Here is a 23173-nt window from a genome sequence, read left to right as displayed (position 1 = left end):
GCGGCTGTACGGTCACGGCATGAAGCCGCCCGAAATCCCCGGCGCGTCAAGAGTCCGACTGCCCCCACTGGGCCCGGTCGCAGCGGCTTTCTTGGGCTTGGGATTGCTCGGCGGCACGGCCTATGTCATTTTGCCCCAAACACCGTGGTCGTCGATGCTGCTCTACAACGGGCCGGTCGCGATCGCTCTCGGCGTCGCGGCGTCTGGCGTCATCCGTTGGAGGGGAACCGATCGGCAGATCGCGTTCTTCATCAGCCTTTCGATCGCAGCGTTCCTAGACGGTGAGCTGCTCTGGTCATGGATGACGGCCAACGACGAGGATCCGTTCCCGTCGATCGCCGATGGCCTGTATCTCGCTGGGTACATACCCCTTGCCATCGCGGCCCTGATACTGGCCGCGCGGCGTCGGCGGGAGCCCGACCCCTCGGCGGGACTGGACGCCGCGATCGTGACGCTCAGCGCCGGAGCCGCCTTGTACCTGGTCCTGATCGAGCCGTATGCGAGCGACACGATGATCCCCGCGTCAGAGAAGGCGATTCTGGTCGCGTATCCGCTCGCCGACTTGGTCATCATCGGGACGGTCATGTGGCTACTCGTCGCGCAGGCTGCCCGAGGTTGGGCCACCATTCTGTTCTGCGGCGGGTTGGTCTTCACCCTGATCGCGGACTTCGCGTATGCCTGGCTGGAGATCAACTCCGAGTACGAAGAGGGATCCATCCTCGACCTGGCGTGGATCTTGGGGTACTTGTCTCTCGCGGCTGCGGCGGCGTGTCGTCCGCAGCCCGCTGTACCGATGGCGAAACCCAGACCCGGCCGGATGCGGCTCCTCGCGGTGCTGGTGGCGGTTCTGGTGCCGCTGGTCGTGCTCCTGGTGAACCTGGCGAGTCTGCGCGGCGTTCAGGTGCACACTGCCGTCGCCACTGTGCTGATTCTGGCGGCGGTGATGGCCTTGGTAGTGGCCCGGATGTGGTGGCTCGTAGGCCGCGCCCATGTTGTGGAGCAGCACCTGGCCGAGGAACGACTTTCGTCGGTGATCCACCACTCCGCCGACAGCATCGTTCTTATCGATGATGACCTGAGCATCATCTACGCGAGCCCGTCTGTGGGGAACTTGGCTGGGGTCGATCCCGAGTCAGACGTCGGGTCTCCGCTTTCTACCCTCTTCGTCGAAGCTGACCGAGTTGGCCTGAACCAGCAGCTGACCGATCTGGCCACGATGCCGGTTGGGTGCGTCATTCCTCTCGAGGGGCGGATCCAGTCGCCTTCGGGGGAGGATCGCATTGTTGAAGGCACGGCTTCCAACCTGCTTGACGACCAGACTGTCGCAGCTTGCGTGGTGACCTTGCGCGACGTCACGGTTCGGCACTCGTTGGAAGATCAACTTGAGAAGAAGGCACTGTACGACAGCCTGACCGGGCTAGCCAACCGCGCCTTGTTCATGGACCGGTTGGGCACAGCCCTGCGCAAGCTCGACGCTCACCCGGAGGCCGGAGTCGCGGTCCTGTACATCGATCTCGACGACTTCAAGGCGGTGAACGACGGACTGGGTCGCATGGCAGGTGACGAACTGCTGCAACACGTCGCCCGCAGGCTGCGCACCTTCCTGCACTCCACGGACTCCATCGCGCGACTTGGCGGCGACGAGTTCGCGATTCTGCTTGACGAAGCGGGCTCGGAGTCCTCCGTGGTCGACTTCGCGAACCGTGTCAGCGAGGTTCTGAGGGTCCCGGCGAAGTTGCAGGGGATCACGCTTCGCGTGTCCGTCAGCATCGGGGTTGGCATGGCTACGCCTGGAAGTTCCGCCGAGTCGCTTCTGCGCAACGCCGACCTCGCCAGGTACAGCGCCAAGGGCCGAGGTGGCGGCCAGGTCGTGCTGTTCGACGGGCACCTCCGAGATGTCGCAGCCGATCGTCTGGCCTTGAAGGTTTCGCTGGCCGAAGCCCTGGCTTCCTCGCAGATGCGTGTCGCGTATCAGCCCATCTTCCGCGCGGGCGGCGATCATCGCCTGTGTGGGTTCGAGGCTCTGCTCCGGTGGGAGCATCCCACCAGGGGACAGGTGTCACCGGAGGAGTTCATCCCTGTCGCGGAAGCCAGCGGCGACATAGTCGAGCTTGACCGCTGGGTACTTGAGCAGGCGTGCGTCCAGGCGGTCGCCTGGAATGGAAGTAGCGAACATCGACTGACCATGAACGTGAATGTGTCGGCTGTCGAGTTCGCCCGTGACGGTTTCGCGCGAAGAGTCCGCACGGCGCTGAAATCGACCGGGCTGTCGGCGTCACTGCTGACGCTCGAGCTCACCGAATCCGTCATGGCCGAAGCGCAGATAGTCGAGAGAGTCCTGGCCAAGCTTCGCAAGATTGGTGTCGGCATCGCTATCGACGATTTCGGGACTGGGTTCTCCTCGCTGGCGTATCTGCAGAGGTTCCCGGTGACCACTCTCAAGATCGACCGGTCCTTCGTGTCAAGGATGTCCAGCGAGTCAGACAACAGCCTCGTGCGCAGCATCATCGCCATCGCCGACGCGCTGGACCTCAAGAGCGTCGCGGAGGGTGTCGACACACTCGAGCAGCTCAACGAGCTCGACCGGCTCGGGTGCAGGTTCGTCCAGGGCTTCTACCTGGGTCGTCCTCAGTTCCCAGAGGAACTCGAGGAGCTGGTCTCCGAGGGCTCTGGAAAGACGCTGTAGAGCCCTCGCGTGGGGTGGAGTCAGAGCGTTTCGGGCGGCCGCTCGCTTGCCGAAACACGAAAGTAACGCGCAGCAGGTTTCTGTTTCGGAACCGAAACAGACGCGGGCTCTAGTCGAAACACCGCCGGGGGAGTCTCTCGTTGTGCCTGGGGATCGGCCCCGGATGGAATGAGGGGAGAGTGAGTCGATGCCTGAATCAGCGCTGAACTCAGGTGATACCGCCTGGATACTGACAAGCGCCGCTTTGGTGCTGCTTATGCTGCCGGGCTTGGCCCTGTTCTACGGCGGCATGACCAGGGCGAAGAGCACCCTGAACATGATCATGATGGTGTTCGGGGCGCTGTGCGTCGTCGGCGTCATCTGGATCCTTTATGGCTACTCGATGACATTCGGGGCCGACACCGGAGCGGGACTCATCGCCAGCCCGTTGGAGCTGTTCGGCCTGGATGGCCTGATGGCCGACGATCCCGAGGCGACCTACCCGGTCATGGCCTTCGTCGCCTTCCAAGCGATGTTCGCGGCCATCACGGTCGCCCTGATCGCCGGGGCCATCGCCGACCGTGCCAAGTTCGGCGCCTGGCTGGTCTTCGGAGCGATCTGGGCGACGATCGTGTACTTCCCAGTAGCCCACTGGGTCTGGGGTGCGGGTGGCTGGATCTTCGAGGGACTGGGACCGCTCAACGGCGTGCCGGCGATCGACTTCGCGGGAGGCACGGCAGTTCACATCAACGCGGGCGCGGCGGCACTCGCGCTGGCGATTGTGCTCGGACGGCGACTTGGCTGGCCCAACACACCGATGAAGCCGCACAACATGACGCTGGTGATGATCGGCGCCGGGTTGCTGTGGTTCGGATGGTTCGGCTTCAACGCCGGCTCCGCTCTGGCGGCGGGCAACACGTCGGCCGTTGTGTTCGTGAACACCTTCGGCGCGACCTGCGCCGCAGCCCTGGGCTGGCTGCTAGTGGAGAAAGTCCGTGATGGTCACGCCACGAGCCTGGGTGCCGCGTCCGGAATCGTCGCTGGCTTGGTGGCGATCACGCCATCTTGCTCAGCGGTAAGCCCTGCTGGGGCGCTGATCCTAGGTGCGCTCGCTGGTGTGATTTGTGCTCTGGCAGTTGGGCTGAAGTACAGGTTCGCCTACGACGACTCGTTGGACGTTGTGGGTGTCCACTTGGTCGGCGGTCTGGTCGGCACGTTGCTGATCGGGTTCTTGGCCACCGAGGCCGCTCCGGCCGGGGTGAACGGCCTGTTCTACGGGGGTGGGCCGGAGCAGTTGAAGTCCCAGGCTATAGCGGCTTTCGCGGTGATGTTCTATTCGCTGGTGCTGGCGTTGATCATCGGGAAGTTGATCGCAGTGACGACGGGCTTCCGGGTCAGCGAAGACGATGAGATCGCCGGTATCGATCGAATCATCCACGCGGAGGGGGCCTACGAGCTCACCGAGAGTGGGGCCGGCGGCAGATTCGCCGGGGTCGGGTCAGCTGCGGCAGCAAGGTCAGCCAAGAGGGAGGGGTCGGCATGAAACTCGTCACTGCGGTAATCAAGCCGTTCAAGCTGGACGAGGTCAAGGCAGCGCTACGGGACCATGGTGTCCATGGCCTGACCGTTTCGGAGGCCAGTGGGTACGGGCGGCAGAAGGGTCACACCGAGGTGTACCGGGGGGCGGAGTACACGGTGGACCTGGTTCCGAAGATCCGCATCGAGGTCCTCGTGGACGACGAAGACGCCAGCGATGTCGCGGACGTCATCGTCGCCAGCGCCCAGACCGGGCGGATAGGGGACGGCAAGGTGTGGATAACTCCCGTCGACGCCGTCGTGCGGGTCCGCACCGGGGAGCGTGGACCGGACGCCTTGTAGGGGCGGCGGGTAGGCGGGAGGGCGCCGAGAGGTTGACCCTCCCGCCGCTTGCGCTGCCCGAAACACGCGCGTAACGAACCGGGGGATTCCGTCACGGAATCGAAACAGACATCGACGCGCGCCGAAACACCGCGGGTGGAGTCTCTCCTTGTTCCTTGGGGTCAGCCCTGGATATCAAGGGAAGAGCGAGTAGATGCCTGAATCGGTACTCAACTCAGGCGATACCGCCTGGATCCTTGTCAGCGCCGCCCTGGTGATGCTCATGCTGCCGGGCTTGGCCCTGTTCTACGGCGGCATGACGAGAGTCAAGAGCTCGCTGAACATGATCATGATGGTCTTCGGCGCGCTATGCGTGATCGGGATCGTGTGGATCTTGTACGGCTACTCGATGACGTTCGGCACCGACACCGGGCTGGGGCTCATCGCGAACCCGCTGGAGTTCTTCGGCCTGGAGGGGCTGATGGCGGACGACCCCACAGCCACGTACCCGGTGATGGCTTTCGTGGCGTTCCAGGCGATGTTCGTGGCGGTAACGGCCGCCTTGATCGCCGGGGCCATCGCCGACCGTGCCAAGTTCGGCGTGTGGCTCGTGTTCGCCGCGATCTGGGCGACGGTCGTGTACTTCCCCGTCGCGCACTGGGTCTGGGGATCCGGCGGCTGGATGCTCGAAGGCCGCGGCCCGCTGAACGGAGTGCCGGTAATCGACTTCGCCGGGGGCACGGTCGTTGAGATCGCCTCGGGTGCGTCGGCACTGGGGCTCGCGTTCGTTCTCGGGCGACGGCTCGGCTGGCCGAAGACTCCGATGAGGCCGCACAACATGACTCTGGTGATGCTGGGCGCCGGGTTGCTGTGGTTCGGCTGGTTTGGCTTCAATGCCGGTTCGGCGCTGTCAGCTGGCAACACCGCCGCTGTCGTATTCGTCAACACATTCGGCGCCACGTGCGCGGCAGCACTCGGATGGCTGCTGCTGGAGAAGATCCGTGACGGTCACGCCACGAGCCTGGGGGCCGCTTCCGGCATCGTGGCCGGTGCGGTCGCGATCACGCCGTCCGGCTCAGCGGTCAGTCCAATCGGCGCCCTGATTCTGGGCGCCATCGCCGGCGTTGTCTGCGCCCTGGCGGTCGGGCTGAAGTACAGGTTCGCCTACGACGACTCCTTCGATGTCGTCGCCGTCCACTTGGTCGGGGGGCTAATCGGCACGCTGTTGATCGGGCTTCTGGCCACCGAGGCAGCTCCCGCTGGCGTGAACGGTCTGTTCTACGGGGGCGGGGCTGACCAGTTGAGGTCGCAGGCGATCGCGGCGTTCGTCGTGCTGTTCTACACGCTCGTCGTCACTGTCATCATCGGGAAGCTGATCGCCGTCACGGTTGGCTTCCGCGTGAGCGAAGATGATGAGATCTCCGGGGTCGACCGCATCATCCATGCGGAAGCGGCCTACGAACTCACCGAGAGCGGTGCGGGCGGAAGATTCGCCGGAGTCGGGGCGGCCGCTGCCGCGAGAACGGCACAGGAGGAGGCATGAGCATGAAACTCGTCACTGCGGTAATCAAGCCGTTCAAGCTGGAGGAGGTCAAGGACGCGCTGCGGGCCCACGGTGTCCACGGCTTGACCGTTTCCGAAGCCAGCGGCTTCGGGCGGCAGAAGGGTCACACCGAGGTGTACCGCGGGGCTGAGTACACGGTGGACTTGGTCCCGAAGATACGCGTCGAAGTTCTGGCGGACGCCGAAGACGCCAACGCTGTCGCCGACGTCATCGTGGCCGCTGCCAAGACCGAGCGGATCGGGGACGGCAAAGTGTGGATCAGCCCAGTCGATGCCGTTGTCCGCGTTCGTACCGGCGAGCGCGGACCGGACGCCTTGTAGCGCCGTGCTATCCCACGGCGGGCTCCAGACCGGCGAGTCGGGAGACGAGGCGACGAGGCGATACTCAGCGGCTCGCGCGGAACTGCCTGGGCGCCCCGGCCAGGATCGGCGCCGTGCGCTCGTCTCGCTGACAGACGAGTGGTTGCGGACGTTGTTCCGGCTCGCCGGTGGTGAGCAGCGCCAGGCCGCACTTGTAGCTGTCGGGGGATACGGCCACGGCGACCTGGCCGTGGGAAGTGATCTTGACCTGGTGCTGCTTCACAGCGGCGACGCTCCCGATTTCGCTGAACGGATCTGGTATCCGATCTGGGGGTCCAGAATCGATCTGGACCATTCCGTGCGGACTGTCTCTGAGGCGCGCCGAATGGCTGCCTCGGATCTGAAAGTCATGCTTGGACTGCTGGACGCGCGCACTATCGCCGGCGACGAACGCCTAGTGGCTCAGATGCTGGACTCGGTCCTCGCGGATTGGCGCCGCTCCGCCGCCAAGCGAATGTCCGAGCTGAAGGCGCTCGTCGACGCCAGACGGCAGCGATGCGGCGAAGTCGCTCACATGCTCGAGCCTGATCTGAAGGAGGGGTACGGAGGCCTACGGGACCTCGTCGTGCTGCGGGCGATCGCCGCGTCGTGGCTGACCGACATGCCGCATGAGGAGTTGAGGCAGCCCGCCGCGCTGCTCATGGATTCGCGGGATGCCCTGCACTTGCGCACCGGCAAGTCGGGTGACCGCCTGCTCATGCAGGAGCAGGACGGCGTCGCGTACATGCTCGGCGCCGCTGATTCCGACGGTTTCATGCGCGGTGTTTCCGCCGCTGGTAGGACGATCGCGCACGCGGCCGATTCGACTTGGTACCGCGTCTCCAGGGTTACGCGGAAGTCCTCTCGTCGATCCGAGCGACGCCCGCTGGCGGACGGGGTTGTGGTCCAGGACGGCGAGGTCGTCCTGGCAGTCGGGGCCCGGCCAGAACACGATCCGGTCCTTGTGCTCAGAGCTGCCGCGGCCGCCGCGCAGGCGGGGCTGGCTCTGGCGCCGCACGCCGTCAGCCGACTCGTGGCTGAGTCAGCGCCGATGCCTGTGCCGTGGCCCCCGGCCGCTAGGGACAGTTTCGTGTCGTTGCTGGGCGCCGGACAGTCGACCGTGGGGGTCTGGGAGGCGCTCGATCAGGCGGGCATCGTCAGCGCGCTCATACCGGAGTGGTCGCCGGTCCGCAGTGCTCCGCAGCGAAACCCCGTTCACCGCTTCACTGTGGATCGCCATCTGGTGGAGACAGCGGTTCAGGCGGCGGCGTTCCAGCGTGAGGTCGCGCGGCCGGACCTGCTGCTCGTCAGCGCCCTCCTGCATGACATCGGGAAGGGGCGCAACAGCTTGGACCACACGGCTACCGGTTTCGAGCTGGTGACCCGGATCGCGCCGGAACTCGGATTCGACGCGGCGGACAGTGCGGTCCTCGTCGAACTCGTGCGCAACCATCTTCTGTTGGCCGAAACCGCAACCCGGCGCGACCTAGCCGACCCGGCGACTATCGCAACCGTGACCCAAGCGGTCGGCGACACTGACGGGCTCGACCTGCTCTACGCGCTGACCCGCGCCGATGGACTCGCGACCGGGCCGGTCGCGTGGAGTGAATGGCGCGCTGCCCTAGTCGCCGACTTGGTAGCTCGTACACGCGCCGCCCTGGCAGATGGCGCCGTTACCGCCGCGCCGGAGGTATCCGAACGGGCGCGGGCGCTTCTCCGGTCCAGCGACTTGGACATCGCGGTAGATGATGTCGCGCCGGGCGACCTCATCGCCGTTACCGCTGTAGCACCGGACCGTGCCGGATTGCTCGCCGTTGTCGCGGGGATCCTGGCGATCAACCGTCTGGACGTGCGCTCCGCCAGGGCCAGCGGTGAAGGCGACATGGCTGTGTCGGAGTGGACCGTTGACCCAGTCTTTGGCGATGCTCCCGATGCGGAGAAGCTGAGAGCTGACGTTCGCCAGGCGCTTGACGGGCAGATCAACATCGCTGACAGGCTCGAACGACGGGAAGAGGCCTACCCGGTTAGCCGACAGATCTCGCTGGAGCCCAAGGTCACGGTCGTGCCGGAAGCTTCCGCCCGTGCGACGGTGGTTGAGGTGCGCACGTATGACCGACCTGGCACGCTCTTCCGGCTCGCCTGGGCGATCACGGGCGCGGGGGCGAACATCGCGGCCGCGCGCGCGGATAGCCTCGGCAGCTCTGTCGTGGACGTGTTCTATCTGACCGGGGCAGAGGGCCGTCCCCTCTCGGGGGACGCGTTGGACGCCGTCGTCGCCAAGCTGGCTGCGATCGTCGAATCGTGAGCCCGCTCGCCAGATCTCGGTCCGGCGACCCCTGTGGACGGAGCAGGGTGGCCTCGGCCCAGCTATGTCAAGGTTGAAACTCGTCAAGCTCAGGGAGTCAAGCTTGGCGGTAGCGTCGCACCTCCCGCCCGAATCGCCTCGAGAGTGCTGACCACGCCATTGACGAGGGGTGGCTGGGGTTGGGGGAGAAAGGCTGAGCGCGAGAAACCGCCCCGGTGAACCACTGATGGGAGGGGTCAGTTGGATCGTGTCGCTGTGCTGATCGACGGGTTCAACCTGTGCCACGGGCTCAAGGCGGAGTCAGGCCCCGCGTGGTTCTGGCTCGACTTGGAGAAGCTCAGCGAGTCGTTACTCAAGTCCAGCCAGCGCCTCAGTTCCGAGCTCCTCGGCTGTCGCGTGAGCTGCGCCGACAGGGCATATTCACCCAGCGCCGGGTTGATGAGTTGAACCGGCGGCTGGAGCGGCCGGCGAACTCGAGCTATCAGCAGCGCCGGAAGCTGATCAAGAAGTTCCGGGCGGAACGGGAGCGAATCATGTCCGCCACCGGGGGCAAACCGCCTGTGGGTGTCCACCGGACCCGGGCCGCGAACCTGGGGGCCCGTGGCCCCGCGACGCAGACTGGGGCATCGAGCGGTGGTGGTCCCCGGCCGCCAACGCGCAGCGTGTCAGGCGCCTTCCATGAAGGCGACGATCTCAGGCGATTGACAGCGGATGCGCTCGCCGATGCGAGCGCTCACGAACCGAGAATCACCCGGATGATGCGCGAAGTGCTCATGGGTCAGGATGCCGAGCTTGTCGACCTGGCGACCCGACTCAAGTCCATTGAGAGCGCAGTCCGCAAGATCGAGGTGGCGGCAGGAAGATCAGGCGCGATGGAGCAGGCGGCGCTCGTCGCGGGACTGGACGATTTGGTCCGCTACCGCGTGGCCGCTTCTAGCCGGTCCTACGCTGATGTCCTTGAGCGGACGGTGCGTCGCCTAGCGGGCGCGGGAGCCAGAGCTCTACCGTCGCGTTGGCGCGACCTGTGGAGCGATTCCAGATACAAGGGCGTGAACGCCACGTGGGAGATCGGGTCCCAGCTGTTCGAGATTCAGTTCCACACGCGCGAATCGGCGCGGATAGCGGGCAGTCGTCGGGTGGCCGGTCTCTACTCGCAGGCTCGAGTGACTCGAGGACCAGCTAGGAAGCGGCTTGACCGCGAACTCAAGCGACTGTGGGCTGATGTGGCTCGCCCACCAGGTCGCTGGGGAGTACCGTGAATGGTGTGACCGACGGCTACACGTACTACGACCGCGTCTGGGGGGCATCCCCGACGTGGTTGATTCGCGTGCGCGAAGACGCTGACGTCGACGACTTCATGGAATTCTACGAGTCAGGACGCTGGGTACCGGCGTCCGACCAGTACTACGCCGGGCTGTATTCCGGAGAGTATCGCCCCATCAGCATGACCGATGTCGCGAAGCTGATGGCCGACCTAGGCGCTCCCATAGCCGCCGTTCGCACCGCCTGATCGAGACACCGTTCGTTCCTCTGGCCCCGCTTGACGCGGGGCTGACTCAATTCAAGACCCGTCCTCGATGACCGGCCGTATCAGCGTCAAGTCCAGGAGGCGGTGGAGTCGGCGCTACCCTGGGGTCTCGCGTTTGTACCAGCCCAAGGGGAAGTTTGTTCGGGACACTATCTGACCGTCTGGCCGCCACTTTCAAGAATCTGCGCGGCAAGGGACGGTTAAGCGAAGCCGACATTGACGAGACGGTTCGGGAGATCCGGATCGCGATGCTCGACGCCGATGTGGCGCTCCCCGTCGTGCGTGGCTTCTGCGCCCGCATCAAAGAGCGGGCACTCGATACGGAGGTCTCCCGTGCGCTCAACCCGGCGCAGCAGGTCGTAAAGATCGTCCAGGACGAACTCGTGGGGATCCTGGGTGGCCAGACACGCAGACTCCGCTTCGCGAAGAAGCCACCGACAGTGATCGTGCTGGCCGGTCTCCAGGGTTCAGGCAAGACGACCTTGGCCGGCAAACTCGGGGCGCACCTTCGCCACCAGGGTCATCAGCCGCTACTAGTCGCGGCCGACCTGCAGCGCCCGAACGCGGTTGACCAGTTGCGGATCGTCGGCGAACAGGCCGGAATCCCCGTGTTCGCCCCCGAGCCGGGCAACGGCGTCGGTGATCCGGTTGACGTGGCCCGCCGTTCGGTAGCCGAAGCAGAGGTGAAGCTGCACGACATAGTCATCGTCGACACGGCCGGCCGACTGGCGATCGATTCAGATCTGATGGCCCAGCTCCGCGACATCCGCGACGCGGTGTCTCCGGACGAGACGCTTCTGGTTGTCGATTCGATGATCGGTCAGGACGCTGTCGCCACGGCGACCGCGTTCGTGGACGGCGTCGGGTTCGACGGAGTAGTCCTGACGAAGCTGGACGGCGACGCTCGGGGTGGCGCGGCCTTGTCCATCGTCGGTGTGACCGGACGACCCATCATGTTCGCGTCCACAGGGGAGAAGGTCCAGGACTTCGAGGCGTTCCATCCGGACCGGATGGCATCACGGATCCTCGACATGGGGGACGTGCTCACGCTGATCGAGCAAGCCGAGCGGGCGTTCGACTCCGAACAGGCCGCGCGAATGGCCGACAAGGTCGAGCGGGGAGAGAGCTTCACGCTGTCGGACTTCTTGGAGCAGATGCAAGCGGTCAAGAAGATGGGATCGTTGACGAAGCTCCTGGGGATGCTGCCCGGGATGGGCGAGATGAAGGCGCAACTGGCGTCCGTTGACGAACGAGATCTGGACCGAGTCGCCGCGATCATCCAGTCGATGACGCCGCAAGAGCGCGCGGACCCGAAGGTGCTGAACGGATCGCGCCGGGCTCGCATCGCCAAGGGGGCCGGTGTCGAGGTGGTTCACGTTAACCAACTCGTCGAGCGGTTCGGCGAGGCGCAGAAGATGATGAAGCAGATGCGCGCCGGGAAAGGCGCTGGGATCCCGGGAATGCCCGCGATGCCGGGCAGGCGCGTCGCTCGCGCTGTGCGTCCGACCAAGACCAAGAAGGGTCGGTCCGGCAACCCCGCGAAGAGGGCTCAGGAGCAGGCGGCGGCTCTGAACGGGACCGGCAGTGGGCAGCCATCGGTGGAACTGCCGCCTGAGTTCAAGGACTTCCTGGGCTGACTACGGGTTACCGGGCTTTGGGGTTTGGCCGGGATCTGGCACACTTTGACCCTAGATCGCCACAGGCCCTCTATCCCGGAGGCGATCGTGGACATTGGGCTATCGATTCGGCGTATCCCACCGGCGATCGAGGCCCTCGGAACGACAACGACAGGAGACACGTCACTAGTGGCTGTCAAGATTAAGTTGAAGCGGATCGGCAAGATCCGGATACCGCAGTACCGAATCGTTGTGGCGGACGCGCGCACGAGGCGTAGCGGCAGGGCCATCGAGGAGTTGGGGATCTACCAGCCGAAGCGGGAGCCGAGCCTGATCCAGGTCAACTCCGCGCGGGTGCAGCACTGGTTGTCAGTCGGCGCACAGCCGACCGAGCCGGTTCTAGCGATTCTGAAGGTCACCGGCGATTGGCAGAAGTTCAAGGGGCTCCCTGGAGCTGAGGGCACTCTTCGGGTGGCTGCTGAGAAGGTCGACAAGCTCGCGGTGTTCGACAGTGCGTCCAAGCAGGCGTCTGAGGAGAAGGAGCGGGTGGAGAAGCTGAAGGCGAAGGCCGCGAAGAAGGCCCGCGATGACCGGGCGGCCGCAGCCAGCGCGGAGGCGGAGAAGGGTTCAGCGGAGGCGTCTGACGCACCGGTCGTGAAGAAGGCTGCTGCCAAGAAGGCATCCAAGGCCCCCGCCAAGGCCCCTGCCAAGGCTGAGGTCGAAGCGCCTGCCGAAGCGCCTGCTGAGGCTCCTGCCGAGGCCCCTGCTGAGGCTCCTGCCGAGGCGCCTGCTGAGGCTCCCGCTGAGGCTGAGGCCTGACATGTTGGCCGAAGCATTGGAGCACCTGGTTCGCGGCATAGTGGACAATCCCGACGACGTATCCGTCAAGGCGCGGGACGGCCGCCGGGGACTGACGCTCAGAGTCCTGGTGAACCCCGATGACATGGGTCGCGTTATCGGCAAAGCCGGGCGGACCGCTACCGCGTTTCGCACCGTGATTAGCGCGTTGGCCGGGCGCAGGCAAGTCCGCGTCGACTTCTCCGATGGCCTTGGAGGATCCCGTCCACCGCGGGGTGAGATCCCGCCTGAGTCGCAGGACACGTCGAGCTCGCCGGACAGTACCTGACATGCGCGTCTTGGTCGCCCGCATCGGACGACCACACGGGCTAGCTGGCGACGTGACTGTCAGCGTGACGACCGACGAGCCGGAACTCCGGCTTGCCGCTGGGGCGACGGTGATTCTTGTTCGCGACGGTGGAGAAACAAGTACACGCATCGACCGCGCGCGACTCATCTCGGGTCGGTTGGTGGTTCGTCTTGCCGGGATTGAGGATCGCGAGGCTGCCGAGGAATCTAGAGGCGCCGATCTGTACGCGGATGTGGACCCCGATGCCAGGCCATCCGGGGAGGACGAATGGTACGACCGCCAGCTGATCGGGCTGGCGTGCAGGGGGACGGCAGGGAACACGCTGGGTGAAGTGACCGGCGTGGAGCACCCGCCCGGGCACGACCTGCTCGTCGTGCGTCTGACAGATGAGCGCGTCGCGCGGGTGCCCTTCGTGTCCTCCATGGTGCCAGTGGTCGATGAACAGGGCCTTGTCATCGATCCTCCGGCCGGTCTCCTCGACGAGGAATCGGTTGAGACCGGAGAGGACCGGCGTTGAGGATCGACGTCGTCACGGTGTTTCCGGACTACCTCGCGCCTCTTGGGCTGTCGCTGGTGGGCAAGTCGGTTGGGTCGGGCCTTGTTGATTTGCGCGTTCACGACCTGCGCGATTTCGCGCATGATCGGCACCGCACGGTCGATGACTCGCCGTCCGGCGGCGGGCCCGGCATGGTCATGAAGCCCGAGCCCTGGGGCGAGGCTCTCGATCACGTGCTGGCCGAAGCGGCGATCGGAACCAGAATCGTGGTGCCGTCACCTTCCGGGCGGCTGTTCCGCCAGGAAACAGCCCGCGAGTACGCCGAGCTGCCGGGTCTGGTCTTCGCGTGCGGCAGGTATGAGGGCATCGATGACCGCGTCTGGCGGCACTACGAACGCCAGTGGCCAGTGGACGAGGTGTCGCTGGGCGACTACGTGCTCGCGGGAGGAGAGGTCGCCGCGCTCGCCATCATCGAGGCGACGGTCCGATTGTTGCCCGGGGTGTTGGGGAATCCAGGCAGCGCGAGCGACGACTCGTTCGGCCCGGATCGGGTCGCTGGCCCGCTTGAAGGACCCGCATACACCAAGCCGAGATCCTGGCGGGGGCTCGATGTGCCCGACGTACTCCTGTCTGGTGATCACGAGGCGATACGCGCTTGGCGCGAGGATCAGTCGCGACGCCGGACCGAGCTACTCCGTCCGGACCTGGCGTAGCTCTCGGCCCCACGCGACTTGGCCGATCCGATGGTCCGCGTGTCATACTCGGGCACGGTGGTGTTGTCCGGCTTGCCTGCCACAGGGGGCGCCGGTGAACCACCTTGATCTTGAACGGACTTAGTGAGCGATCTGTGGCGCTCGCGGAGAGTAGCGATCATGCGCAAGTTGGATTTCATCGATGAGGCTTCGGTCAGGGATGACATCCCCGAGTTCCGGCCCGGTGACACGGTCAAGGTCCACGTGAAAGTCGTCGAGGGAACTCGCTCGCGGATCCAGGTCTTCCAGGGAGTCGTGATCCGGCGCCATAGTGAAGGAGTGCGGGAGACCTTCACGGTTCGCAAGATCTCATTCGGTACCGGCGTCGAGCGAACGTTTCCGCTGCACAGCCCGATCATCGACAAGATCGAGCGCGTTGTTCGGGGCGATGTGCGCCGAGCCAAGCTGTACTACCTGCGTTCCCTGCGAGGCAAGGCCGCGAAGATCCGTGAGAAGCGGGACTGAGCCAGCGCACAGGCTGCCGGCGAGCGCGCGCCCGAGTAGGGTCTGATCGTGGCGACGACTGAGACACCAGCGAACACGGCGAAGAGTTCGCGAAAGATCCCAGCGTGGGTTGAGATCCCGATCGTCATCGTGGCGGCGATATTCCTCGCGTTCCTGATCAAGACATTCATTGTTCAGATCTTCTACATCCCCTCCGGGTCGATGGAGAACACGCTTCTGGTGGGCGACCGCGTGGCGGTGAACCGGTTCACGTACAGGTTCTCGCAGCCGCAGCGCGGCGACATTGTCGTGTTCGACGGCGTGGACTCCTTCGTGCCCGCCGGCCACAAGAACAAGTCAAACGGTCCGGTCGGCGACTTGATGACAGAGCTGGGGCGAACAATCGGCGTTGTCGCGCCTCCTGACACAGTGTTCGTCAAGCGCGTGATCGGCGTCGCGGGCGATCGCGTGAAGTGCTGCAACGCCAAAGGTCAGATCATGATCAACGGCGAACCGATAGCTGAGTCGCAGTACCTGTTCCCGAAGAACGCGCCGAGCGAGACCAAGTTCGATGTCGTGGTGCCGGAGGAGAAGCTCTGGGTCCTGGGAGATCATCGAGGCGCCTCAGCCGACTCGCGGGCACACATGGGGGAACCAGGGGGAGGGTTTGTGCCGACTGATCGGGTCCTGGGGAAGGCGTTCGCGATCATCTGGCCGCTGAGTCGCGCGCAGCTGCTGTCGACGCCCAAGTGGGCCGAGCAGATGAACAGCGGTTAGGCGCGTTGAAGCCGACTCTGCGCCTGGAGCGAGCCATGATGCGCGGAGGCGCGACCGTAGTAGCTGGTGTGGACGAAGTCGGGCGCGGTGCCATCGCGGGTCCGGTCAGCGTTGGTGTTGTCGTCGTGCGATCAGACACCGGAACCGCTCCGGTGGGGCTGAAGGACTCCAAGTTGCTCAGCCCCGCCGCGAGAGAGGCGCTCGCCCCTGAGGTCAGGGGTTGGGCCGCGGGGCACTGTGTGGGTCATGCGTCAGCCGGGGAAATCGATGAGTACGGGATCATGTCAGCCCTAAGGCTCGCGGCCCTGAGGGCTCTGGCGAATGTGCCGGAAGTTGGCGCCATCATCCTCGATGGGACTCACGACTGGCTGAGCCGCGGTTCTGAACTGCTCTTTGACCCGGTTCCGTGGCCGGATGTTGAGGTGGCCGCTGTTACCACTGTGGTTCGTGGCGACCAGCGATGTTCATCGGTCGCCGCGGCGAGTGTCATCGCGAAGACGACGCGGGACAAGATCATGTGCGAACTCGCCTGCCAATGGCCCGTGTACAGGTGGCAAGAGAACAAGGGCTACGCCGCACCGGCGCAACTGGCGGCAATGCGGACTGACGGGCTGTGCCCGCAGCATCGTCGATCCTGGGCGTTGCAGGGCATGCTCTCGCCATAGCGTTATCCACCGCCCCCGGCCCATCCGCCGCTATCCCCAGGACCGGCGATCCGGGTGACAGGCGGCTGCTGCCTCGCTCCAATGAGGAGGGGGGACGCTATGGGTGACGACAACAAGAGACTGGGTCGGCTCGGGGAGGACCTGGCCGCCGCGCACTTGGTGCGCCGTGGCTTGAGAGTGCTTGAGCGCAATTGGCGATGTCGGCTCGGCGAGCTGGACATCGTGGCCGCGGACGGCAGTTGCTTAGTCGTGTGCGAGGTGAAGACCAGGTCGGGCACTTCGCACGGCAGCGGTGCTGAGGCGGTGACACCTGTGAAAGTCGCTCGCCTTCGCAAGTTGGGCGCCGCATGGCTGTCCGAACGCCGTCTGCGTGTGGGCCAGGTTCGGATCGACGTGGTGTCGGTATCGCTGCACCGATCTGGGGAAGCCACGATCGACCACATCACTGGGGTCGAGTAATGCCGTTGGCGTGCGTGGCTGGCGTAGTAGCCCACGGGCTCGCTGGGCAGTTGGTTGACGTGCATGTGCACCTCGCCAACGGGCTTCCGAGCATGACGATCGTTGGGTTGGCGGACACAGCGGTGAGTGAATCGCGTGACCGCGTTAGATCCGCGGTCGTCAACAGCGGGCTCGACTGGCCCTCGCGGCGAATCACGGTCGGACTGTCGCCGGCATCGGAGCAGAAGAGGGGATCCGGGCTCGACCTGGCAGTGGCAGTTGCCGTCCTGGCGGCGAGTGGCGCAGTCCCGGCAAGATCCGTCGCTGGGGCGGTCTTCGTCGGTGAGCTGGCTCTGGACGGGTCCTTGCGTCCCATCCGCGGCGCCATAGCGATGGCGCTGGCCATAGGTGACGCGATGGGCCCCGAAGTACGCGTGTTTACGTCTCAGACCATGGCGCCCGACATGGCGCTGGTCCCGGGAATCGATGTGATTCCCGCAGCCGGGCTGGGCGCTGTGGTGGCGATGTTGCGTGGCGAGCGCCGGGCGGAGTCGACCCCTGGCAACCTGATCGGTGCGGAAGTGGCTGCGCCGGAGGACTGTGACCTGCGCGATGTGGTCGGACAGGCCGAAGCTTGTACGGCGTTGGAAGTCGCCGCCGCCGGAGGGCATCACATGCTGTTCGAGGGCCCGCCCGGGGTCGGGAAGACCATGTTGGCTGAGCGTCTCCGCGGGCTGCTGCCCCAGTTGGGTGATAGGCAGGCCTTGGAGGTCAGCGCCATTCGCGGCGCCGCGAACGGCTCGACCAATGAGAGTCCCACTCGGCTGCCGCCCTTCGTCGGGGCGCATCACTCGGCGTCCCATGCGGCGATGGTCGGCAGTGTCCATGGCGGAGTCGCCCGGCCCGGTTTGATCAGCCTCGCTCATCGCGGGGTGCTCTTTTTGGACGAGGCGCCGGAATTTCACCGGGTGACGCTCGAGGCCCTGCGACAGCCGATGGAAAGCGGACAGATAAGCATCGCCAGATCCGGGCTCGTGGACCAGTTGCCGGCGTTGTTCCAACTGGTCCTCACGGCGAACCTTTGCCCATGCGGGGGCATGGGCCGTGATGACTCGCAGTGCCGGTGCTCCTCGATGATGAGTCGGCGCTACAGGGACAGGCTCTCCCGTCCTCTTCGGGACAGGATCGACTTGCGCGTGCGAATCAGCGACCCGGTGGGCAGGCGACCCGCTGACTCCAGCGCCGAAGTCCGCGAACGCGTACTGGCGGCCCGTCACAGAGCCGAGGCCAGGTGCGGGATGGGGGTTTTGAACTCGCGGGTCTCCGCAGGGGTTCTGCGTGGCTGGTCCCTTCCGGAGTCGGTCGGATCGGCTCTGGATCGCTGGGTTGGTGATCAACCTGGCAGCATGCGCGCCAGGGACAGGATCGTGCGTGTGTGCTGGACGTTGGCGGACTTGAATGACCGCGAGCAGCCGACAGTGGACGACATGGCTCTGGCGGTTTGCCTCAATGGCCGGGCTGGGGGTACGCGATGACCACCGGAAATCGGCGCATCGCCGCTGGAGACATGGAGTGGCCAACCCAGCTTGGTGACCTGGATTCCGAGCCAAGTGGCCTTTGGGTGAGCGGACCGGGAAACCTCCGGCTGCTCGCTCTGCGATCCGTGGCAATCGTCGGGTCGCGGGCCGCTACTCCATACGGGCTGCGGACCGCTGGCGAGATCGCTGGCAGGCTGGCGGACGCTGGCTGGGTCATCTTCTCCGGCGCCGCGTTCGGGATCGACGCGGCCGCTCACCGCGGTGCGCTGGCCGTCGGTGGCCCGACGGTTGCCGTGCTGGCCGGTGGCGTGGACGTCGCATCCCCAAGCTCGCACGAGCCTTTGATCGCGCGCATACGCGACTCCGGGGCGGTCGTGTCGGAGCGGCCGCTGGGTGAGACACCTCGAGCTCATTCATTCCTGGTTCGCAACAGACTGATCGCTGCCCTTTGCCGATCGGTTATCGTCGTCGAAGCCGGAAGAAGATCCGGGGCACTGAACACCGCGCGCCAGGCGGAAGAACTGGGCCGACAAGTCTTGGCGATTCCTGGGCCGGTCACATCATCGGCCTCGGAGGGAACGCACGAGCTGATCAAGGGCCGCAGGGCCGAACTGGTCACCTGCGCCCAGGATGTGCTCGAGCTGATCGAGCCTCTCGGGTCGGTCAGCCCGAGTGCCGAAGCTTCGCCGGAGAGCTCGCAACCTGAACTGTGGACGGATCGACGGGTGGGAAACGCTCCCGAGGATCTGAGTGCGGTGAAGGCAGGTCTGACCGGGTTCCCGGTGACGGTGGATGACCTGGCGGCTACGTCCAGTCTGCCTGTTGCCAAGGTGATGGAGATCCTGATGGAGCTGCGCCGGACGCGCGAAGTTGAGCAGACGTTCGAAGGATGGCGCGCTCCCTCCTGGCAAGCGACGCGGCGCGGTCCCTGACAGGAGCTGCGGGGCAGGGCAGGATGCCAGCATGACTGGTTCATCCGCGCAGTCGCGCGGTACGAGGGGACCGGAGGTCCTTGAGCGGTTCGGCGCGTATCTGGCCTCGCAGGCGGGCAACCGAGAGGCGACGGTCCGCGCCTACGTGTCAGACATGGCCGAGCTGTTCGACTTCGTTCGGGAGCGCGGTGTGAGCGACCCGGACGCGCTGTCCTCCCAGGACCTTAGAGCCTGGCTGGCGGACATGACGGCCAGAGGCCTAGCTCGCAACACGGTCGCTCGACGCATCGCCGCGACACGGAAGTTCACCGCCTGGGCTGCGAGCTCCGGACACATGGGGACGGACATCGGACAGAAGCTGACGTCACCCCGCCGGGCGCAGACTTTGCCGAAGGTCCTGACGCCCGATCAGGCGAAGGACCTGGCGGAGTCCGCCGTGGTGGCAGCGGACTGCGGCGAGGCTCAGGAGTTATGCGACATGGTCTGCGTCGAAGTGCTGTATTCGTGCGGACTGCGGGTGTCGGAACTGTGTGGGCTGGACGTGGGGGATGTCGACGAGCACACCAGGACGCTTCGAGTCATGGGGAAGGGCGGCAAGGAGAGGACAGTTCCGTTCGGGCCGCCGGCCCAGCGCGCCGTACGGCGCTGGCTGGATCAGGGGCGCCCCGTTTGGGCCACGCGCGAGTCGGGATCGGCGCTTTTCCTTGGGCCGCGCGGGCGAAGGCTGGGTCAAAGGCGAGTGCGCGACAGGCTTCACACGTTGGTTAGCGCCCTGCCGGACTTGCCGGAAATCACTCCCCACAGCTTGCGTCACTCGGCGGCGACGCACATGGTCGAAGGAGGAGCGGATCTTCGTACGGTGCAGGAGATGCTCGGTCACGCTACGCTCGCAATGACGCAGATCTACACGCACGTGTCCGTCGAAAGGCTGAGGTCGGTGTATGAACAGGCGCATCCCCGGGCCTGAGGGGTCCGTATCAGCGCCTCTCGATCCGGACAAAGCGGCTCGGGAGCGCGAAGTCCGGGCTGAGCATGACGCCGAGAACAGTGATGAGCGCCTCCGCCAGCTTTGGGCCAGCTTCAAGCGTGACGGCAATGAGAAGGACCGTGAGCGGTTGATACTGCACTACGCGCCTTTGGTGAAGTACGTCGCTGGGCGAGTGGGTGTGGGTCTGCCAGCCAACGTCGAAGCCGCTGATCTGGTGTCGAACGGCATGTTCGGTCTGATAGACGCCATCGAGAAGTTTGATCCGGATCGCGCCATCAAGTTCGAGACGTACGCGGTCAGCCGGATTCGCGGGGCGATCATTGACGAGCTACGCAGCTTCGACTGGGTTCCGAGGTCGGTGCGTCAGAAGGCACGCGACGTTCAGAAGGCGTATCAGACCTTGCAGGCTGAGCACGGGCGGAACCCCTCAGATGAGGAAGTCGCCGAGGAGCTTGGGATCACCGTGCGCGCTCTGCGCCAGGTGTTCCGTCAGGTCTCGTATGTGCACGTGGCGGCGTTGGACGAACTGCTCACGATCGGCGGGGACCGGTCGGACAGGATGACTTTGAGTGACACTGTCGAAGACGTGCGCGCGCAGGATCCCGCCAAGGCGTTCGAGGTCGAGGAAACGAAGGAGATCCTTGGCAAGGCAGTCGCTGGGCTCCCGGAGCGCGAGAAGATCGTCATTTCGCTCTACTACTACGAGGGCATGACGCTGGCCGAGATCGGGCAGGTGCTCGGAGTGACCGAGAGTCGTGCCTGCCAGTTGCACACCAAAGCCGTCATGCTGATGCGCGCCAGCTTGAGCCAGACCGCGAGCTGAGCCCCTGCGCATGGCGCTGCGGGTCAGGGCGGTTGGACCTGAGTCAGGACAACTCGGGTGCCCGGGAGCAGCAGGCGCGGGTCCAGGTAGCGTTCGCCGAGCTTCAGTCCCCAGTGCAGACACACACTGTCGCAGTGCCCGCCCGCGGAGACGCGTCCGATGACGGATCCCGCTGGGATGGCCTGGCCGACGACGCCGTCTGGCTCCACTGGTTGATATGTCGCCCGTGTCGCCCCGTGAGCGACAACGACGCTGGGCACTCCGGCCACCGATCCCTGCCAGGCCAGGGTGCCTGATCGCGGCGATCTAACTGGATCTCCCTGGCTCGCGGCGAGGTCGATCCCGCGATGGCCGACCTGCCAGTCCGGATCGGGAGCGTCGAAGTCCTTCAGTATCCGGGGCTGCGCGACTGGCCAGACGGTGGCCCATGGCGGCTCCTGCGATGAGATCGGTTGCGCGGTCGCGAGTACCAGCAGCACCGCGAGCAGCAGCACGACGCACGGTGTGAGCCGACCGTGACGCGGAACGAAGGCTCGGATAGGCGAATCGGACATGACGCCACTTTGCGTCCGCGTCGAGCGTCCCGCCAGGCCTCCGCCCGCGCTGTGGACAGGAAGTGTCCCGCGTCGGTCTGTGGACAGTCCAGCGCGTAGGTGTTGACGGCATCTGGGTGCTGACGTAGGGTCGCGGCATGGTTACCTTCCCCCAGAGGGTGGGACCCCCAGGGGGAACCCGCTTCAACAAGGGCAAGTCGGCTGTCGTGGCTGGTGCGCTGGTCGTTCTGGCGTTGGGGGGGGCGAGGTCGTAGCCTCCGGCGGCGCAGTTGCTGATGGCGCGGGCGTTGTTCCGCAGCGGGTTCAGACCTCTGGCGTTGGTAGTCGTAGCTCGGGTGAGCCGCAGGGAGGTAAATACCGGCGTGTGATGTTGCGGCAGGCGCGCATGGACGCGTGGATTGCCAGGATCCTGGGACCGGCGTACTCCTTGGATTTCATTGGCCCTGAGGGGTTCGGTGGAGTGTCGCTGGATCCAGATGAGGGTTCGGTGACTTTCGCGTGGAAAGACGAGCCGGGCCGACGGGTGGCCCGCAGATTGACTAGGCCTCCGAAGGGTGTTTCGGTGACTGTCACGTCCGCCGCGTACACGCAGGCTGAGTTGGATGTCGCGACCGGCAAGTTGTGGAAGCGGCGCGGGAAGTCGCGGCGGTCGACTGGGTGGTCGCTGGTGGAGTCGTCACCGAGCCAGACCGGCAGCGGGTTGGACGCGGAAGTTGTCGCGGTTTCCGGGACGGATCAAGATGGTCTGAAGTCGACCCGGGGGGTGTTCTCCAAGGCGGTTGGTGTACCGGTCACGGTGACCACAGGTGAGCGTGTCGTCCCGCTTCAGGGTCCGCGTTGGAAGCCCGATCAGCCGTGGCGTTCCGGTGCGGCGCTGCTGACGCCGTCAAGCGAGTTGTGCTCCAGTGGTGTCGCGGGCAAGGGCAGCGGCGGGCGAAATGTGTTCATCACCGCCGCTCATTGCGGGAAGGTCAAGGGCGGCAAGTATTACGCCATGGATGGGAACAACCCCCCGAAGAAGAGCTCCAAGTTCGGGGAGGTGTGGGGTGTGCTGCCTGAGCATGACACGGCGCTGGTTGGGGTCACGGGCAAGGTCACCGCGCTGATCTACACCGGGGGCTGGAACGCGCCGAAGTCCAAGTACAAGATCGTTGGTAGTGCGGGCGACAGTCACGTCGGTGACTATGTGTGCACCAGTGGCGCAAATTCCGGTGTTCACTGCAAGCTCAAGGTGACGAAGACCAAGACGTGTGCCGCCAGCAAGGGGAAGGTCTGGTTCTGCCCCTGGGTCAAAGCTGTGCCTAGCAGCGGTATCGCCGCCGCTGAGGGCGATAGCGGTGGCCCGGTGTTCATGGGTCCGGGGAAGAAGAAGCAGGAGGACAAGAGACAGGTCAGAGGCACCATTTCTTGGGGGAGACCACCCCTTTCCTTGTGCCCGGCTGGGTCGGTCGCGTATCCGGGCACGAGGGCTAGGCCAACGTTGTGTTCGGACACGGTCTACTTCGCTCCGATCAAGAAGGCTTTGTCGGATTTCAAGGTGACTCTTGTCAAGCGATAGAGGGGAGTGATCATGGGCAGTGGCCGGAGTCGCCGTGGGTTGGCGCTTGTTAGCCGCCACGCTGGATGAGGATGTCGGCGTCATCGTGGGTGCGGTTGAGGCGTATGACGTAGGCCCCGTCCCGGGGTTCGGGGCGGGGCCTTGATGGTCAGGCTGACGGTTTGGTGATCGGGGTGTCGCCGGTGTCG

At 65.3% G+C, this 23173-nt stretch carries 23 protein-coding genes; 22 read left to right on the top strand and 1 reads right to left on the bottom strand.

Annotated elements, in window-relative coordinates; genetic code table 11:
• Positions 1-19 precede the first annotated feature (19 nt).
• The 21 genes from Q8P38_00250 (at position 20) to whiG (ending at position 20873) form a co-directional block, all read left to right on the top strand.
• The gene (locus tag Q8P38_00250; protein MDP4013044.1) at positions 20-2686 is read left to right on the top strand and encodes an EAL domain-containing protein; all 2667 of its coding nucleotides are present in this window, start codon (positions 20-22) and stop codon (positions 2684-2686) included.
• A 187-nt stretch (positions 2687-2873) separates the two neighbouring features.
• A complete protein-coding gene (locus tag Q8P38_00245) occupies positions 2874-4208 on the top strand; it encodes an ammonium transporter (protein MDP4013043.1) in 1335 nt (444 codons plus the stop codon).
• On the top strand, positions 4205-4543 hold the full coding sequence (locus Q8P38_00240; GenBank protein ID MDP4013042.1) for a P-II family nitrogen regulator: 339 nt from the start codon (positions 4205-4207) through the stop codon (positions 4541-4543). Before Q8P38_00245 ends, Q8P38_00240 begins: the two co-directional genes overlap by 4 nt.
• A gap of 193 nt (positions 4544-4736) precedes the next feature.
• Positions 4737-6065, top strand: coding sequence for an ammonium transporter (locus tag Q8P38_00235; GenBank protein MDP4013041.1), 1329 nt, complete (start codon positions 4737-4739; stop codon positions 6063-6065).
• A 2-nt stretch (positions 6066-6067) separates the two neighbouring features.
• Positions 6068-6406 (top strand): P-II family nitrogen regulator, encoded by a 339-nt coding sequence (locus tag Q8P38_00230; GenBank protein MDP4013040.1) that lies wholly within the window; start codon positions 6068-6070, stop codon positions 6404-6406.
• A 4-nt stretch (positions 6407-6410) separates the two neighbouring features.
• On the top strand, positions 6411-8729 hold the full coding sequence (locus Q8P38_00225; GenBank protein MDP4013039.1) for a [protein-PII] uridylyltransferase: 2319 nt from the start codon (positions 6411-6413) through the stop codon (positions 8727-8729).
• A gap of 311 nt (positions 8730-9040) precedes the next feature.
• Positions 9041-9988 (top strand): hypothetical protein, encoded by a 948-nt coding sequence (locus tag Q8P38_00220; GenBank protein ID MDP4013038.1) that lies wholly within the window; start codon positions 9041-9043, stop codon positions 9986-9988.
• A gap of 5 nt (positions 9989-9993) precedes the next feature.
• Positions 9994-10239 (top strand): hypothetical protein, encoded by a 246-nt coding sequence (locus Q8P38_00215; protein MDP4013037.1) that lies wholly within the window; start codon positions 9994-9996, stop codon positions 10237-10239.
• 155 nt (positions 10240-10394) lie between these two features.
• A complete protein-coding gene (gene ffh, locus Q8P38_00210; GenBank protein MDP4013036.1) occupies positions 10395-11894 on the top strand; it encodes a signal recognition particle protein in 1500 nt (499 codons plus the stop codon).
• Between the two features lie 168 nt (positions 11895-12062).
• Positions 12063-12692 (top strand): 30S ribosomal protein S16, encoded by a 630-nt coding sequence (rpsP, locus tag Q8P38_00205; protein ID MDP4013035.1) that lies wholly within the window; start codon positions 12063-12065, stop codon positions 12690-12692.
• Position 12693: 1 nt separating this feature from the next.
• Entirely contained in the window at positions 12694-12999 is a 306-nt protein-coding gene (locus tag Q8P38_00200; protein ID MDP4013034.1) for an RNA-binding protein, read from the top strand.
• Between the two features lies 1 nt (position 13000).
• Entirely contained in the window at positions 13001-13537 is a 537-nt protein-coding gene (gene rimM / locus Q8P38_00195) for a ribosome maturation factor RimM (protein ID MDP4013033.1), read from the top strand.
• On the top strand, positions 13534-14229 hold the full coding sequence (trmD, locus tag Q8P38_00190; GenBank protein ID MDP4013032.1) for a tRNA (guanosine(37)-N1)-methyltransferase TrmD: 696 nt from the start codon (positions 13534-13536) through the stop codon (positions 14227-14229). Before rimM ends, trmD begins: the two co-directional genes overlap by 4 nt.
• A 159-nt stretch (positions 14230-14388) precedes the next feature.
• Complete coding sequence (gene rplS, locus Q8P38_00185) at positions 14389-14733, top strand: 50S ribosomal protein L19 (protein MDP4013031.1); 345 nt, start codon at positions 14389-14391, stop codon at positions 14731-14733.
• Positions 14734-14781: 48 nt separating this feature from the next.
• Entirely contained in the window at positions 14782-15489 is a 708-nt protein-coding gene (gene lepB / locus Q8P38_00180; GenBank protein MDP4013030.1) for a signal peptidase I, read from the top strand.
• Positions 15490-15524: 35 nt separating this feature from the next.
• On the top strand, positions 15525-16154 hold the full coding sequence (locus Q8P38_00175; protein MDP4013029.1) for a ribonuclease HII: 630 nt from the start codon (positions 15525-15527) through the stop codon (positions 16152-16154).
• A 99-nt stretch (positions 16155-16253) separates the two neighbouring features.
• Positions 16254-16613 carry a YraN family protein gene (locus Q8P38_00170; GenBank protein MDP4013028.1) on the top strand — a complete coding sequence of 120 codons (360 nt, stop codon included), beginning with the start codon at positions 16254-16256 and terminating at the stop codon, positions 16611-16613.
• Entirely contained in the window at positions 16613-18127 is a 1515-nt protein-coding gene (locus Q8P38_00165; protein MDP4013027.1) for a YifB family Mg chelatase-like AAA ATPase, read from the top strand. The genes Q8P38_00170 and Q8P38_00165 overlap by 1 nt, the downstream gene beginning before the upstream one ends.
• Positions 18124-19062 (top strand): DNA-processing protein DprA, encoded by a 939-nt coding sequence (dprA, locus tag Q8P38_00160; protein MDP4013026.1) that lies wholly within the window; start codon positions 18124-18126, stop codon positions 19060-19062. The genes Q8P38_00165 and dprA overlap by 4 nt, the downstream gene beginning before the upstream one ends.
• 31 nt (positions 19063-19093) lie before the next feature.
• Positions 19094-20029, top strand: coding sequence for a tyrosine recombinase XerC (locus Q8P38_00155; protein ID MDP4013025.1), 936 nt, complete (start codon positions 19094-19096; stop codon positions 20027-20029).
• Positions 20004-20873, top strand: a complete 870-nt coding sequence (gene whiG, locus Q8P38_00150; GenBank protein ID MDP4013024.1) for an RNA polymerase sigma factor WhiG — start codon at positions 20004-20006, stop codon at positions 20871-20873. Before Q8P38_00155 ends, whiG begins: the two co-directional genes overlap by 26 nt.
• A gap of 23 nt (positions 20874-20896) precedes the next feature.
• Here the strand turns inward: whiG and Q8P38_00145 are convergent, their stop codons facing one another.
• Positions 20897-21427 carry a M23 family metallopeptidase gene (locus tag Q8P38_00145; GenBank protein MDP4013023.1) on the bottom strand — a complete coding sequence of 177 codons (531 nt, stop codon included), beginning with the start codon at positions 21425-21427 and terminating at the stop codon, positions 20897-20899.
• A gap of 367 nt (positions 21428-21794) precedes the next feature.
• Between Q8P38_00145 and Q8P38_00140 the strand changes: the two genes are divergently transcribed.
• Positions 21795-22985 (top strand): hypothetical protein, encoded by a 1191-nt coding sequence (locus Q8P38_00140; GenBank protein MDP4013022.1) that lies wholly within the window; start codon positions 21795-21797, stop codon positions 22983-22985.
• Positions 22986-23173 lie beyond the last annotated feature (188 nt).

Source organism: Candidatus Nanopelagicales bacterium, assembly GCA_030700225.1.
Classification (GTDB): Bacteria; Actinomycetota; Actinomycetes; order S36-B12.
The sequence above is the reverse complement of the archived record's forward strand: the minus strand, read 5'-3'. Positions and strand labels throughout refer to the sequence as shown.

What these genes read in the sequence shown, in the direction of transcription:
- Q8P38_00200 (MDP4013034.1), top strand. Translation starts at nt 12,694, where the DNA reads ATGTTGGCCGAAGCATTGGAGCACCTGGTTCGCGGCATAGTGGACAAT.
- Q8P38_00240 (MDP4013042.1), top strand. Translation starts at nt 4,205, where the DNA reads ATGAAACTCGTCACTGCGGTAATCAAGCCGTTCAAGCTGGACGAGGTC.
- rimM (MDP4013033.1), top strand. Translation starts at nt 13,001, where the DNA reads ATGCGCGTCTTGGTCGCCCGCATCGGACGACCACACGGGCTAGCTGGC.
- Q8P38_00245 (MDP4013043.1), top strand. Translation starts at nt 2,874, where the DNA reads ATGCCTGAATCAGCGCTGAACTCAGGTGATACCGCCTGGATACTGACA.
- Q8P38_00140 (MDP4013022.1), top strand. Translation starts at nt 21,795, where the DNA reads ATGTTGCGGCAGGCGCGCATGGACGCGTGGATTGCCAGGATCCTGGGA.
- Q8P38_00230 (MDP4013040.1), top strand. Translation starts at nt 6,068, where the DNA reads ATGAAACTCGTCACTGCGGTAATCAAGCCGTTCAAGCTGGAGGAGGTC.
- rplS (MDP4013031.1), top strand. Translation starts at nt 14,389, where the DNA reads ATGCGCAAGTTGGATTTCATCGATGAGGCTTCGGTCAGGGATGACATC.
- dprA (MDP4013026.1), top strand. Translation starts at nt 18,124, where the DNA reads ATGACCACCGGAAATCGGCGCATCGCCGCTGGAGACATGGAGTGGCCA.
- Q8P38_00155 (MDP4013025.1), top strand. Translation starts at nt 19,094, where the DNA reads ATGACTGGTTCATCCGCGCAGTCGCGCGGTACGAGGGGACCGGAGGTC.
- Q8P38_00250 (MDP4013044.1), top strand. Translation starts at nt 20, where the DNA reads ATGAAGCCGCCCGAAATCCCCGGCGCGTCAAGAGTCCGACTGCCCCCA.
- Q8P38_00175 (MDP4013029.1), top strand. Translation starts at nt 15,525, where the DNA reads ATGATGCGCGGAGGCGCGACCGTAGTAGCTGGTGTGGACGAAGTCGGG.
- Q8P38_00235 (MDP4013041.1), top strand. Translation starts at nt 4,737, where the DNA reads ATGCCTGAATCGGTACTCAACTCAGGCGATACCGCCTGGATCCTTGTC.
- whiG (MDP4013024.1), top strand. Translation starts at nt 20,004, where the DNA reads ATGAACAGGCGCATCCCCGGGCCTGAGGGGTCCGTATCAGCGCCTCTC.
- Q8P38_00165 (MDP4013027.1), top strand. Translation starts at nt 16,613, where the DNA reads ATGCCGTTGGCGTGCGTGGCTGGCGTAGTAGCCCACGGGCTCGCTGGG.
- Q8P38_00145 (MDP4013023.1), bottom strand. Translation starts at nt 21,427, where the DNA reads ATGTCCGATTCGCCTATCCGAGCCTTCGTTCCGCGTCACGGTCGGCTC.
- Q8P38_00170 (MDP4013028.1), top strand. Translation starts at nt 16,254, where the DNA reads ATGGGTGACGACAACAAGAGACTGGGTCGGCTCGGGGAGGACCTGGCC.